Annotated in this window: 12 protein-coding genes; 9 read left to right on the top strand and 3 right to left on the bottom strand. The window is 52.3% G+C overall.

Translation table 11 applies throughout. The annotated features are described in order from the left end of the window. Positions 1–309 precede the first annotated feature (309 nt). From ORD20_RS02750 to ORD20_RS02730, 5 genes are all read left to right on the top strand, one after another. Entirely contained in the window at positions 310–1,374 is a 1,065-nt protein-coding gene (locus tag ORD20_RS02750) for a hypothetical protein (RefSeq protein WP_103376285.1), read from the top strand. Continuing rightward, positions 1,371–3,080 carry an SCO family protein gene (locus ORD20_RS02745; protein ID WP_103376286.1) on the top strand — a complete coding sequence of 570 codons (1,710 nt, stop codon included), beginning with the start codon at positions 1,371–1,373 and terminating at the stop codon, positions 3,078–3,080. The genes ORD20_RS02750 and ORD20_RS02745 overlap by 4 nt, the downstream gene beginning before the upstream one ends. Positions 3,081–3,127: 47 nt before the next feature. Continuing rightward, positions 3,128–3,982, top strand: coding sequence for a hypothetical protein (locus ORD20_RS02740; protein WP_430626495.1), 855 nt, complete (start codon positions 3,128–3,130; stop codon positions 3,980–3,982). A gap of 498 nt (positions 3,983–4,480) precedes the next feature. Further along, entirely contained in the window at positions 4,481–5,059 is a 579-nt protein-coding gene (locus tag ORD20_RS02735; RefSeq protein ID WP_103376289.1) for a hypothetical protein, read from the top strand. Positions 5,060–5,274: 215 nt separating this feature from the next. Continuing rightward, positions 5,275–6,501, top strand: a complete 1,227-nt coding sequence (locus ORD20_RS02730; protein WP_103376290.1) for an MFS transporter — start codon at positions 5,275–5,277, stop codon at positions 6,499–6,501. A 50-nt stretch (positions 6,502–6,551) separates the two neighbouring features. Here ORD20_RS02730 and ORD20_RS02725 read toward each other — a convergent pair whose 3' ends face one another. The 3 genes from ORD20_RS02725 to ORD20_RS02715 form a co-directional block, all read right to left on the bottom strand. Next, positions 6,552–7,394 (bottom strand): MBL fold metallo-hydrolase, encoded by an 843-nt coding sequence (locus ORD20_RS02725; RefSeq protein WP_103376291.1) that lies wholly within the window; start codon positions 7,392–7,394, stop codon positions 6,552–6,554. A gap of 4 nt (positions 7,395–7,398) precedes the next feature. Further along, positions 7,399–8,013, bottom strand: coding sequence for a hypothetical protein (locus tag ORD20_RS02720; protein WP_430626494.1), 615 nt, complete (start codon positions 8,011–8,013; stop codon positions 7,399–7,401). Positions 8,014–8,297: 284 nt separating this feature from the next. Further along, positions 8,298–9,248, bottom strand: coding sequence for an NADP-dependent oxidoreductase (locus ORD20_RS02715; RefSeq protein WP_103376293.1), 951 nt, complete (start codon positions 9,246–9,248; stop codon positions 8,298–8,300). Positions 9,249–9,421: 173 nt separating this feature from the next. Between ORD20_RS02715 and purU the strand changes: the two genes are divergently transcribed. The 4 genes from purU (at position 9,422) to ORD20_RS02695 (ending at position 14,799) form a co-directional block, all read left to right on the top strand. Next, on the top strand, positions 9,422–10,276 hold the full coding sequence (purU, locus tag ORD20_RS02710) for a formyltetrahydrofolate deformylase (protein WP_103376294.1): 855 nt from the start codon (positions 9,422–9,424) through the stop codon (positions 10,274–10,276). 107 nt (positions 10,277–10,383) lie between these two features. Continuing rightward, positions 10,384–11,073 carry an aspartate/glutamate racemase family protein gene (locus ORD20_RS02705; protein ID WP_103376295.1) on the top strand — a complete coding sequence of 230 codons (690 nt, stop codon included), beginning with the start codon at positions 10,384–10,386 and terminating at the stop codon, positions 11,071–11,073. 184 nt (positions 11,074–11,257) lie between these two features. Beyond that, positions 11,258–13,015, top strand: coding sequence for an ABC transporter transmembrane domain-containing protein (locus ORD20_RS02700; RefSeq protein WP_103376296.1), 1,758 nt, complete (start codon positions 11,258–11,260; stop codon positions 13,013–13,015). Further along, positions 13,012–14,799, top strand: coding sequence for an ABC transporter ATP-binding protein (locus tag ORD20_RS02695; RefSeq protein ID WP_242968604.1), 1,788 nt, complete (start codon positions 13,012–13,014; stop codon positions 14,797–14,799). The genes ORD20_RS02700 and ORD20_RS02695 overlap by 4 nt, the downstream gene beginning before the upstream one ends. Positions 14,800–14,888 lie beyond the last annotated feature (89 nt).

Raw genomic sequence — 14,888 nt, 5'->3', positions numbered from 1 at the left:
GAGAATCATAACGATAATGTTTAACACTAACGACAGAGCCACTAAAATTTCCAAGAGCGTCAATCGATTTCCCCTCTTCTCACGCCGTGTTGCGAATTTCTTTCAAGTATACAATGCAACCATCACGTACGCAGTTAAAGCTTCCCTCGAATACCATATAACCCAAGGCCTGGTCGCCGCGAAGAAGTATAATCAGACTTATCCGGAGCACCCGTCCAAAATAGCCAGATTTAACCGTGTGCCGTCTTAAAATGCTGTGCTACCATAGTACTAACGTTTAATAACTACCACCAATAAGGGGTGTTCGTTATGAATATGGGGTCTCCCTTACCACCCGCATTTGCTGAAGCGGAATTTTACCATATTTTTTTCGTGTTATTAGCTATCGTCGTCGCGGGCGGCCTAATTATCGGTATCCGGGCATACCGTTTAGGCCACAAAACCATAGCTTCGCCATACCCAGCGGCTCACGAATGGTTGATGCGCGGCATTGGGGCACTATGGCTTTTAGATGGTCTGTTGCAAGCGCAACCGCTCATGATTACGCGTTTCATCGGCGGATTTCTTGCACCTATGCTGCAAGGACAACCTGCACCTGTTGAATCCCTAATGAATATTAGCATTCGGCTATGGGCTATCAACCCTGTACTTTGGAATGAATTCGCGACATGGATTCAGATCGGCATTGGACTCACCATGTTGTTTGGAGCTGGCACTATTTGGCGTCAAGTCGGACTATGGACCTCATTAGCGTGGGGACTCATTGTATGGGTCGGAGGCGAAGCCTTTGGCAGCCTATTTGTCGGCGGCAATTGGCTAAGCGGTTCCCCTGGCTCGGTTCTCTTGTATATGCTTGCCGCCATTCTTCTCCTCGCGCCCGCGACTTACTGGAATTCTCCCCGCGTGGCTAAGGTCTTAAGGCTCTCAATGATTGGCTTGTGGACGCTTTCAGCTTTTCTACAAGCTTGGCCGGCTGCTGGGTGGTGGCATGGTCAAAACCTCGCTTCGTACGTCTTGAGTATGGCTTCAATGCCGCAACCTGCCATCTTTTCTGCTCCTCTCTTTGCCTGGGCTAAATTATTGGGTCAGTCTCCTGCCTTATGGAACGGTATCTTAGTCGGCGTGTTTGCGGTATTGGCTGTCTTGTGGGCTCTCAAACCACGTTCTGGGTGGACGTGGTGGCTCACAGCCCTTGTGACCTTTGCCACTTGGTGGTTGGGCCAGGATTTTGGCGTGCTTGGTGGCATGGGAACCGATCCTAATAGCGGCGTTGTGGTGTTAATCGGACTGGTTGTCTACGCACAAGTCGTGCAACTCCCCTTATTCCATTGGGTATCACACCACGAACCCGCCGTGGAGCATTCCGCGTTATGAGTACGGACAAGAAAAAACTCGTATGGCCATGGATCGCTGCCCCAGCAGCGATTGTGGCCGGATTGGCAGCCGGTCATTTTTGGGTCTCTTCGCCCTCCACGACCCTATCAGCGGCGGCTACCCAGGCATTAGCCGCCGACGGCATGACGCCGGTCAACCATGTGCCGGCCCCTAATTTTCACCTGGTCAACCAAAACGGCCAGCCTGTCAGCTTAAGTCAATTTCGCGGTAAAGCGGTCGTCATGACCTTTTTGGACCCAGTATGCTGGTGGGATTGTCCGATCGATGCCCAAGAAATGGTCGACATGAATCACCTCCTTGGGCCCAAACTAGCGTCACGTGTGGCATTGGTCGCGGTCGTGGCAAACCCCGAGTACCATAGTATTTCCGATGTCCAGGCGTTTGACAAAGAGCATGGTCTAACTCATGTAAAAAACTGGACGTATGCTACCTCATCGTCGTTGAGCACGCTGAAAACCATTTGGCACCAATATTTTGAGTACGTGAATGCCCCGAAATATGGCATGGTCCAACACACTGATGTGTTTTGGCTCATTTCGCCCAATGGGCAAGAGGAATGGCTCAGCGATCCCAGCGCACGTACGCAATATATTGGAGGCACGTCCCAATTGCTGGCCACGTACGTCGCCAAAATGTTACATGCGTCGTTGCCGCCCCAGACTCTAAAAACTTCCAGCCTGGGGCACGGGATATGGCAGCCCATGGGCCTATCATACGCCTTAAGCGCACAAAATCTTTCCCAAGGATGGGCTCTTTACCCCTATCAAGGGTATCGCGGCTTAGGTCACACCGTCAGTGGCGGTTCAACATGGCATTTTGCCACGCCCTTAGGAGAAACAGAGCGAGGCGGCATCGAGATTAATAGTCTCAATCCCTCCACCGCTTGGTTGATGATTGGTGCGTATGGACTACAACCGGACCCTATGGTCCGCGTGACCACCAACAGCGGAGCCTCGTGGAGCACTGCATGGCCGGTACCGGGGGCGATTCCCCCAGAAGCCATTCACCCTCTGGCAGCGACCTCATCTAACTCTGCCTGGATATTGGCTAATCACAAGCTTTTAGAGACACAAAATCAGGGTCAAAACTGGACCACCGCCGCATCACATGCCCCCTGGGTAAAAGATGAAACGCTTTCTGCTCAGACTGCCCAGTCGCTATGGGTCACGGGAATGGATAAAGCCAGTCACCATGTCTCTATTTGGCATTACACCCATGGTTGGCATGCAGTGTCCGTGCCGGTCCCAACCGCATGGAACGGTTTAGGGGTCGTTGCTTCAGCCCCCGAGTGGAGCTCGTCTACAGACGGGGGCATGGCGTTATCCGTCACCATTCATGGTCGTCAATCCGTCGTGTGGGATGCCACAACCAATGCTGGGGCTTCATGGCATTTGGTCTCACCCACCGCAACCATTACCGGCAACCCTGCGGCAAGTGTGCGTGCCGACGGCAACACCGTCTACGCGTTGCAAAAAAATGGCTCGCAAACTCAAGTCATCTCATGGCAACCGGGGCAGACAACGTGGACCCCTGTGGGCACTCCACTGCCGAATCAGCAAGCAGGCGTAGCATTGGCGGTGCCCTCTTCGGGCATTCTTTGGGTAATGAGCCCGGATTCTCCGGTTCCCGTTGTCTGGACAAGTACCAACAACGGCGCAACATGGGTTAAATCGGGCGCTGTGTAAAGATATCACGGACAAAACCTCATTGTGGATGGGAGGGACAACAAAGCATGCCATGGCGCGAGCGTTTGAGGATAGGAACAGGCGCTTTATGGATCATTTCGGGGCTACTCATGTTTCAGCCGCTTATCCGTAGCCCTCTGTTCTTTACCGATGTGCTAGCTCCTGTGGCTGAAGCATGGCAACCTTTTGTTATTCGTGCGCTTTTACGCACTGGGGACCGTTTGTGGCTCACCGCCCCGCACCTCTGGCCTCTGCTAATCGGGGTGGGAGAAGTTTTGAGTGGCATTGGTTTACTGTGGCATCCTACAAAATGGGGATGGCTAACGCGTCTAAGCGCGTGGATACTAGTGCTATGGAGCATCGTCGTCTGGGTTATGGGAGAAGGCTTCGGAAGTTTGTTTAATGGAACAGGCAGCGTGCTCGACGGTACCCCAGGCAACGCCTTGCTTTACGGAATTTGCACAGCCTTGTTACTGATTCCCATCGATTTCTGGGATAGCGGGCAAGTGGCCCACCGCGTCCGCCAAGCCGTGGGGTGGATATGGATTATGATGGCGGGTCTTCAAGCATTACCAGGCGCTGGATTTTGGCACGGTTCAAGGCTAGCCGAGCTGTTTGGGCTCGTTACCATGAACGGTGCTGAGCCTGCATGGCTTCAACAATGGATTAATGAGGGAGTCATGTGGAGCTTTCATGATCCAGCGCTGGTCAATTTGCTTCTCGTCATCATCATGCTAGGGCTAGGTCTAGCGTGGCTTGTCAATTGGCGTTATGCTCCCCTCGCGACGACGTTATGGGTGCTATGGATTTGGATGATTCCGCAAGCATTTGGCGCCTTGATGACCCACCTGGCTCCCACAGTGGGGATGATAGGGCCGTGGCATGGGGCCTCAGCGTATTAGGTATGATAGCCGCCCTACTCCTTATCTCGTCCGTTTCCTCGCTAATTCATACCGTGATGTCCGCATTCCTTCCCCATCAATCAGAACGGTTGCGGTTAGCCCGACTTATTTGTCGCCCCTACCCACCGTCGCCCTACACCGTCCCCTCCGTACAGAGGCTGACCTGTTGATTTTGGCCATGGGGTTTGCCGGAGGCGTGGCGTGGCGGACGTTATGGCCGAAATGGGCATGGCTTGGTCTAATCATCTCTATCATTATGACCTATATGGTATTAGCGAATACATTAAGTCGCCACGCATGGTGCTAAGGTAGTTGCACCTCCATCGTCGCGACCATTCACAGGGCACGGCGCCTAGTTTAAACGCACTAGGCGCGGTACTACTGCCTTTGGCACATTTACCCTCCTAACGAAGCATTTTTAGCGGCAATCGTCTTATGGTAGGGTCCATGTCATACAATGACCTAAGTGACCAAACTCGCCAAAAGAATGGAGTAAAGATGGCACATTATTCGGTGTTGTCACCGGGGCTACCGGTTCAGTTGACCGTCGGCACACAAACATGGCCGGCTACGGTGCGAGCTAGGCTGCCTGATCGTATCTACTTTGCGTTCGACGACCTTGTGCCCGAACTGTTTCAACATCCCCAGACGGCCACGGTACAGTGGCACAGCCCCCCATTAACGTGGCAACTGACAATTGAGGCTCAAGCCAGTCCCTTGGATGAGCGCCTTTTAACAGGTTTGTTGGTCAGCGCCCCGCGTCCCGTGGAACACCGCCAGTTCCGCCGTTTTCTATGGCAATGGCCCATCCGCATTCAGTGGGGATGGTGGCCCCGCCACGTCTTGGGGACGACCCGCGACCTCTCGACGGCCGGATGTCGCCTGCAAACATCCCGCCCTTTGCCGGATCGTCAAAACCTAACGGCTATCCTAAGTGGGCCCACGCAGGTATGGACCTGTCAAGCGGCTTTGCTGCGACAAACTGAAGAAGCCGCCAACACGTGGACCGCTGTCATTTTGTGGATGCCCGGCCTTCAAACTCCCGAATGGCAGCAGTGGATTGCGCAGCAAGGATAATCTAAACTCCCCATTCTGTTCTATTCCTTCGTCGCCCTTGCCAAAAACGGCTCGGGCGAACTTTTCCCCTTACAAATTTTGATAACCATCTACATGGAAAAAATTTCTTATGGTATCATTGGCGTTATCTTTACTAAACACATATCTTTTTGAATACTGTGTGATGTTTCACCATTTATCATTCGTTCTAAGGGCATACCCATAGGAGGCTGACCGTGAAAAAACAGAAGTGGACAATGCTCACATTGATCTGGCTCATGATGTTTGTGGCCTACCTCGACCGTATTAATATTTCGGTCGCAGGCCCGACCATTATGCACTCGTTGCACATGAGCCCCGCCGTATTTGGTGTTGTGCTGTCATCATTCACCTTCGGGTACGCGTTATTACAAATTCCCGGCGGCTATTTTGCTGACCGGCTTGGCGCTCGAAAACTCTTAGTAATTGCCCTAATTTGGTGGTCTGTGTTTACGGGCATGACGGGACTAGTCTTTTCTGCAGGATTACTCATTGTGGTCCGGACACTATTTGGTGTCGGAGAAGGGCTGGAAAACGGCGCCCAATTCAAGTTGATTGGAGACTTCTTTTCATCTGAGGAACGCTCATCGGCCAATGGCTTATTTCTCACCGCCATCGCCTTAGGGCCAGCCTTTGTGGCTCCCGTCTCCACGTGGCTCTTAGCGCAAGTAGGATGGCATGGCCTTTTTCTGTGGTTTACGGTTCCCGGCATCATTATGGCGATTTTAATTTGGAAGCTCATCCCGACCACGCCAGACGGTGGGGTCGTGCATACCGAAGTGCGAAATAAGCACGGGCACCCCGCCAACTGGCGCCAGATTCTCGGTCAGCCCGGTATTTGGCTTGTTTTTCTGGCGTACCTCTTCTTTAATATCGCATTCTGGGGATTCTTGGGCTGGATGCCCAGCTATCTCTCGCTAAGCCGGCATATCAATCTCGCGGCCCTGGGTTTTGATGCATCAATTCCTTATGTTGCAGGATTTTTCGGCCTCATTATTATTGGATGGCTTGGCAACAAAGTATTTTACCGAACCCGCGCATTGCTTGTCGCTTTTAGCTATTTGCTCTCCGGTTTCTTTCTTTACATGGCTTATAGCGCCCACTCTGTCAATTCCAGCGTGATCGGATTGTCTGTTGCTGCATTCTTTCTATTTGGCGGCTTCGGACCTATTTGGGCCATTCCCTTGGATCTCATCCCTGATGCTTTACGAGGTACATTTACCGGCTTTGTTAATTTCGGTGGGCAAATTGGAGGATTTGTCGCTCCCATTGTCGTCGGCATAATTGTCAGCACAACGCATTCGTTTGTCGGCGGATTCTTGTTCATGATTGGCGGACTCATCTTAGCCGCTATCAGCTTGATCTTGCTGCAAATGATTACCCGCCCCCGCATGGGTCACGCATATCAAGCCAAGGCTTCCTAAAGCGCAGAAGAAAGATCCGGCGGTGAAGCCTAGTTGCTCCGCCGGGTCTTTCAAACCTCTATGGAGGGCAGCGCATATCGCCCCTCTCCTACCGATCGAATTTTTTGATCCTCTGCTAAATATTCCAAATGAGCCATCACCATTAAGGTTCCAACCTTTTGCAACGGCTCCGGATAAATGCGCTCGGCTAATTCAGACGCGGATTGCGGCTTTTCACGCAGGGATTCCACAATTTGTTCCAAGCGTTGATAGCGGTGGGTACGGTATCCGGCAATGTACGCGTGCGGATTTTCAATTAGATCACCATGCGCCGGTGCCGCCAATTTGAGATCAAGCGCAGCCAATCGGTCCAATGTATCTAAGTAGGTGCGCAGATGTCCATGGGGCGGGATAATGATACTAGTGCTGTTTCCCAACAAATTATCCCCTGCCAATAACAGGCCTTGCGCTGGCACGTATACATTGACTTGACCGGGCGTATGCCCTGGAGCTTCTACGAGTATCACCCCCGGCGCAATTTCTAGTCGTCCCCCTTGAAGAACAATCTCCCGCCACTTTGGTAACGCGCGCAACCTTGTGGAAAGCAAAAAGAAATCGGCTGAATGCAGCCAAAGGTCACAATCCCACGTATCAACCGCCCAAACAGCACCCCCGACGTGATCCGCATGACCATGAGTCATATAGACGGCCTGTATATCAGGTTTTCCCAATTCCTCCCATGCCGACTGTAACACACGCGTGCCCTCTGGCATTCCATCTGCCGTATCTACAAGAAGCATCCCATCGCGGCCTTGAATCCAGTAGCAGTGGGTATGTTGATAGGGAGGAATGGTGGCCGATGGTACGGCTGTCTGCCAGACATTTGGGACGATTGGCGTCAAATAGCTTCCCAACTGATTATCCCCCCGTTATCGAAGACTTCCATCGTTGATGTATCATGCGTAGAATATATTGCGTGGGAATCGCTAGTTGCGCGGGCGCATAACGCGTTAGCGCCTCGTCAGGCGTAAACCACTCGCCCACCGCCACTTCTTGCGACAAGGCCATTGGTCCCACCTCGATATCCCACGGCACCAAAAAGAACGCCGTATCAAACCGCCTTGTGCGCGGCCCTAAGTCCGGGGTCGTAATGCGCCCTGCCACTTCGAGCTGGGAAATGTCGGGAATAAAGCCTTCTTGCTCCATCAACGTAGGCAATTGGTCTGTCTGAGCAAGAAGACGATGTTGAAGCCTCCTGGCATCAATCCCGTTAAGACGCGGCGCAGTGAGCGCCATCCCCGTTTCTTCCCATAGTTCCCGTATCGCCGTCACCGCCAATGCCGTCCAATCCTCCACGGAAAAAGGCTCATGTCTTTCCAGCAGGGGTTGCTTTCCCATCATTTGATGAAATTCTGGTGCCATCGCCGCTTGAAAGGCTTCTTGTTCAATAAACCCCGCGTCAAACGTCCGAGTGGGCAACGTCTTCGCCACGAGTTCGTCGGCCGGGTCTTGTTTGCCCCCAGGAAACACCATACAGTCACATAAATTGTACTATAAATCGAAGCGGTCCAAAGATGCCATTGCGCGATTACGCAGGAGCCGGATTTGTTGGCATTGGGGCTGGCTGTCAGGTACTTACAAGCCGTTCCCCCAAGAACCTTCTTCTCAACGTGCTTGCTCAAGAACCGAGATAGTAAATTAAGGAGAGGCTCCCACCTTCGCGGGAACCTCTTCCCCTTAAATCCTTAACCAGTCCGCACTCATCCGTGAGAGATTACGTAATCGAGTCTGAGACGAGCGGCTGATGCCATGGGTGTTTATTTCTGATAGGCTCGAACCTCATCCACCACGATGCCAATCTTTCCACGGGTATGCGTAGTCTCGCTCAAGCGGTGGGCCCGAGCAATCTGGGCAAGGGGAAATACTTGACCCACGACCGGGCGCATACGGCCTGTCTCAAACAATTGGCCCAATGCCGTAAGTTTTGCCCCATTGGGTTGCAAAAAGAACCATTCAGCCCGCACGTGGTGGGCTTCCGCTGTCGCAGGGTCTGGCATTTGCGCCACAGATACCAATATGCCTCCTGGTTTTAGCACCCCAAAACTTTTCTCTTGAACCGCTCCGCCCATTGTGTCAAGGACGACGTCAAAGTCGTGGTGCATCTTCTCGAACGACTGGGTCTCGTAGTCAACGGCTTCATCGGCACCTAAGTCCTTGACATAGTCCAAATTCGAAGCTCGAGCCGTCGTGACGACAAAAGTTTGATACGCCTTCGCGAGTTGAATGGCATACCCCCCTACGCCCCCAGCCCCCGCATGCACCAATACCCGCATTCCCGGCTGGATTTGCGCAATTTCCACCAAGGCCTCCCATGCGGTGAGTCCAGCGAGCGGAACACTGGCTGCCTCAAGAAACGTTAGTGTCGACGGTTTTGGAGCCACAAGTGATTCATCAATCACGACATAATCGCTATATGTACCCGGCCTTTCCGTAGCCGGCCGGCTAAAAACGCGGTCACCCACGCGAAAATTCTTGACGTCTGGGCCGACCGCCTCTACGATTCCCGCACTATCCCATCCTAAAATAGCCGGAAAAGTCAGAGGCAGCCGTTCCGCCAAGTACCCTTTACGAATCTTCCAATCAACGGGATTAACCGATGTGGCGAAGTTGTTTACAAGCACATCGTGAGGACCTAGCGGAATAGGCTCCATAACGGCTTCGCGAAACACTTCTGGTGGACCATACTGGTCAATGACCATCGCCTTCATTCCTCAACCACCTTTCGCCTCGTGAATCTCTTGTATTGTAGACCAAGCATGCACGATTCCCAAGCCTTTCGTTGAGTGCCGAACACCTCAAAAGCCGTGACTTTTCACCTTTGCGTCTTTTGCCGTACAATAGAACAATTAACTGACACTGAAGAGATAAAGGAGCCGTTCTTGTGACTGACCGTTACCGCTTATTAATCGCATGTCCCGACACCCCCGGCATCATCGCCAGTGTCTCCGATGCGCTGTGGAAGGAAGGCGCCAACATTACCAGTTTCGATCAATACTCCGAAGGGCTGGAAAACGGCATGTTTTACATGCGCGCCGAATTTGACGCAGCTCCCGGTACTGCTAAGCCATTAACATCGCGCTTTCAAGTCATGGCGGAAGCATACCGTATGCAGTGGACATTGGCATTAGCCAGCCGCCCGCAGCGCTTGGCCGTTTTTGTCTCCCGTGAAGATCACTGCTTAAACGAGTTATTATGGCAAACGCAGCGTGGCGACATCGCAGCTCATATTGCTCTCATCATCAGCAATCATGTCGATTTACAACCCCTTGCCGAGCGCTTTAATATTCCCTATTATCACATCCCCGTCACCCAAACAACGAAAGCCCACAGCGAATCCGAAGCCAGACGGCTGATTGAGTCCCATGATGCCCAAACCATTGTCCTTGCCCGCTATATGCAAATCCTATCAGAAGATTTTGTTTCGGCGTATCCGGAGCGCATCATCAATATTCATCACTCCTTTTTACCCGCATTTGTTGGGCCCAAGCCTTATCACCAAGCGTACGCCCGCGGTGTGAAATTAATTGGAGCCACGGCCCATTATGTGACCAAAGATCTCGATGCGGGGCCGATTATCGAACAAGATGTGCACCGTGTTGACCACAGACACCAACTCGAAGACCTCAAGCGATTAGGACGTCAAGTCGAACGCATGGTCTTAGCACGCGCCGTCAGCTGGCATGTCAGCGACCGCGTCTTGGTTTCAGGGAACCGAACCGTGGTTTTTCCTTTTTAATAAGAATGAAATCACATTCTTCCGGTGGCAAAAGCCTCTCGGCTGTGATCACAAGGCTAGCGCATGGACCAACCATTTGCGCTATTTAGTACAGAAGGAGCACCGACATGCGCACTGCTGGGATTATTGCTGGACTGGGTCCATTAGCCGGAGCCTACTTTTATCGGCGCCTTATTGAGTTAACCCCCGCCCACCGAGACGAGGACCATATTCCAGTCATCCTGCTCTCGTCCCCACAGATTCCAAGCCGCATTGCCCACTTAGAGCACCGCGGCCCTTCGCCTCTCCCGGCTCTGATTCATGCGGCCCAGACCCTTGTCCAAGCCGGGGCCGAATTCCTGGTTATGCCCTCAAGCACGACGCATGCTTACTATGATGCATTGTCCCAAGCCGTTTCCGTTCCTTGGCTCAACATGTTAGCCGTGGTTTCCGACACCATTGCGTCTCACGGCATCCACCGGTTAGCAATTATGGCGACAACACCCACGGTCCAGTATCATCTGTATGATTCACATCTCTTGGCACGCCAGATTACACCCGTTCTTCCTGATGCCACAAGCCAAATGGATATCATGAATATCATTGAGCGTGTCAAAGGACAAGATGACCTTGTAGCCTTAGGCCAGGCCCTGTATGAAATTGCCCAAAGGCCCTGGTCTGCTACGGCCGACGGATTGCTATTAGCGTGCACGGAAATCCCCGTGGTCTTTCCTGTGGCATCATGGAACCAGCCTGCTATCTTCAGCGCTACGGATATCCTAGCGCAACATACGGCCGCGTGGTCTGGTCTCTCCTAGGGGCAAGATTTCGCCGCCCAAGCGTGCGGCGCCATATTCGTTTCGGCTATAATTGAACCACGGTGTCCTCGTGCTGTTGGTCCCGTATTCGAAAGTCGTATGACTTCTTCCCTTGCATTTTCGGTCAAAGGCCTCATGGGCGTCGACCGTCTTTCCATGGCAATTCCCGAAAGGACGAATCTAAGTGCAAGTGTTTTCCGATTTGATGTGGTTTTTTAAAGAGCATCGCACACGATATCTGGTAGGAGTGGCTTTACTCGTCGTCGTCGCGCTAATTGCCCTGATCCCCCCCAAAGTGGTTGGGATCGTGGTAAATGAATTAGCTCACCACACGCTCACCCACAGACGGCTTGCATATGCACTTCTGGCCATTTTGCTATCCGCTCTAGCATCCTACGGTTTGCGGTATCTCTGGCGCATTTTGCTTTATGGAGGATCCATTCAACTCGCCACCGAGCTGCGTGACCGGCTGTATCACCATTTCACCCTCATGGCTCCGGAATTCTACCACGAACACCGCATTGGGGATCTCATGGCTCATTCGACGAATGACGTGCAAGCGATTCAAGAAACAGCCGGAGATGGCGTCTTAACTCTGGTGGACTCCATTACCACGGGAACCGTCGTGATTGCCACCATGGCGGTGACCATCAGTTGGAAACTCACAGCCATAGCTCTACTGCCCATGCCTTTGATGGCCTATGCGGTCTCGCGCTACGGCAAACTCTTGCATGAACGATTCGCCGTCGCACAAGCCGCCTTTTCCGACATCAACGACCGTGTCCAAGAATACGTATCCGGCATTCGAGTGGTGCGGGCGTTTGGTCAAGAAGCATGGGAACGCCAGCAATTTGTCCGCCTGTCGCGAGACGTCGTAGACAAGAACGTGGCTGTCGCCCGCATTGATTCCCTTTTCGATCCCACGATTTCGGTCATTGTAGGGCTGTCTTACTTTCTCTCCATCGCCTTTGGGGCCGACTTTATTGTCCATCACCAGATGAATATCGGGGAGTTGACAACATTTACGCTCTATCTAGGGGAACTGATCTGGCCGATGCTGGCCTTTGGGTTTCTCTTTAATATTGTCGAGCGGGGCAGCGCTTCTTATGAACGCGTGCAACGGTTGCTAGAAATTCCCCCGGCTATTCAAGACGCTCCGCATGCCGACACCCATGTCCCCACTGGGGATATTGTCTATGATCTCGAACGCTTTACCTATCCCACTCAGGACACTCCGGCCTTAAAACACATTCATCTCCACATTCGGCAAGGCGAAACCTTGGGCATTGTGGGGCGTACGGGCTCTGGAAAAACCACGTTGATGCGGTTGCTTTTGCGTGAATTTGACGTGGACCAAGGCGACATACGTATCGGCAATCGGTCCATTAAAATGGTCACGTTAGACGCCTTGCGCCAATGCATCGCGTACGCTCCTCAAGATGATTTTCTCTTTTCTGCCACCATTCGGGAAAATATCGCGTTTGCCCGGCCCAACGCCGCACTCGAAGAGATTGAAGCCTCAGCGCGCTTGGCGCAGATCGCCCACGACATTGAACGGTTCCCCGAAGGCTATGAAACTCTTATTGGTGAACGCGGCACCACCTTATCCGGTGGCCAAAAACAGCGGATCTCAATCGCGCGGGCATTGTTGCAAGATGCGGAAATCCTACTGCTCGATGACACCTTATCCGCCGTCGATGGACGTACAGAGGCTCAAATTCTTGAAGCATTGCGTGCCAATCGTTTAGGACGCACCACCATCATTGCTACCCATCGCCTTCGCACCATCGCGCATGCTGACCAAATTATTGTGCTTGAGGATGGCATGATCGTGGAGCGCGGAACTCATGACAGTCTCTGGGCGCAGGGCGGCCGATATCATGACATGTACCAAAGGCAGCAGCTTGAAGCATTTGTCGAAGAAGGAGGAGCAACGGTATGATGGCAAGCGAATCTTTAGATTTTGTTCCCCAAGCATCTGGTCAACATACATTAAGGCGCCTTTTGCGCTACATGCTGCCTTACCGGCGAACCGTCATCTTCGCTTTGGTCTTATTGCTCCTCGCCACAGCGACAGACGTCTTGCAACCCATTCTCATCAAGGTCTTCATCGATCGCTATCTGATTCCTCGCCACTTTCCAAAGCCTGCGATGATAGGGCTAGGTGGGGGCTACTTGGCACTGGTGGTAATGACAGCTGGATTTAATGTTGCCCAATTGCTCTTATTTCAGGTATTGGCGCTCGATGTGATTCAAACGCTTAGGGTCGAACTTTTTGACAAAGTGCAGACGCTATCTTTAGCGTTTTTTGATCGAACGCCCGTAGGCGTTTTAGTCTCCCGCTTGACCAACGACACCGAAGCGATTTTAGACATGTTTATGACGGTGCTTTCCACGTTTGTCCAAAACATCACCGTGCTCGTAGGCATTTTAATTGCCATGTTTGCTCTTGACGTCCGTCTTGCCACCTATTGCCTGGTGTTGCTCCCGGTCACCGTCGCCATCATGTTGTTCTATCGCAAGATCACCGCTCCCGTTTTTCATCGAGCACGGCAACGGCTGTCTTTGCTCAATGCCAAACTCAATGAATCTCTTCAAGGCATGGCGGTGATTCAAGCCATGCGTCAAGAACCTCGCCTGCGGGAAGAATTTGGCACCATTAATCAAGCCTACCGGCAAGCGCGATTTCGCAACACACAGCTCAACGCGCTTTTGCTCAGACCATTAATGGACGGTATTTACTTATTGGCCCTCATGTTGATCCTGTGGTATTTTGGGGAGCGTTCCTTCGCCCATGTGGTGAACATCGGCGTCTTATATGCCTTCGTCACCTATCTCAGCCGATTTTTTGAACCCGTCAACAGCATGATGCAGCGCCTGAACTTTTTTCAGCAGGCTATGGTTTCATCGGAACGTGTCTTTCAAATTTTGGATAATCCGGACTTAGCGCCCCAACAAGAAGGAGACCACCACCCCGTAATCCAAAGAGGTCAAATTTGCTTTGAAGACGTGTCCTTTTCTTATGATGGCCAAACCGATGTGCTAAAACATATCAGCTTTACCGCACAGCCAGGCCAAACTGTCGCCCTTGTTGGCCATACTGGTAGCGGCAAGAGTTCGACGGTCAACCTGCTTCTGCGCTTCTATCCGGTCCAACGCGGACGCATTACCATTGACGGCATTGACTTGCGGCACTTTAGTGATGACGAGTTGCGTCGCAAGATCGGGCTGGTCCTCCAAGATCCGTTTTTATTTGTCGGGGATGTCAGTTCTAACATTCGGTTAGGAAACACTTGGATCACCGATGAGCAAGTGCAAGACGCGGCTCGGTTTGTGCAAGCCGACACATTCATTGACGCGTTCGATCAAGGATATCATGCGCCCATTGGCGAACGCGGGGCCACGCTCTCGACGGGCCAACGCCAATTGTTGTCCTTCGCCCGCACCATGGCGATGAATCCAGCGATTTTAGTCCTCGATGAAGCCACCGCCAGTGTCGATACGGAAACCGAAGAGGCCATCCAGCAAGCGTTGGCAAAAATGCGTCATGGCCGCACCACGATTGCTATAGCCCATCGCCTCTCGACAATTCAAGACGCGGACATGATTCTGGTTTTGCATCATGGAGAAATCGTGGAACGTGGCACCCATCAGCAGCTATTGGCCCAAAAAGGCTTATATTACAACATGTTTTTGCTGCAACAAGGATCAACCGCCGCTCCCTAAATCGATGTCAACGGCCCAGACCTGAACCTGGGATTCCCGCCGTAACGCCATAGGATGAAGGTTGGTCTGAGAAACCGTTTTCTTTGTCC

The organism is Sulfobacillus thermotolerans (assembly GCF_039623705.1).
Lineage (GTDB): Bacteria > Bacillota > Sulfobacillia > Sulfobacillales > Sulfobacillaceae > Sulfobacillus > Sulfobacillus thermotolerans.
Note: the sequence above shows the minus strand (reverse complement) of the source record. Positions and strands in the feature narration are given on the sequence as shown.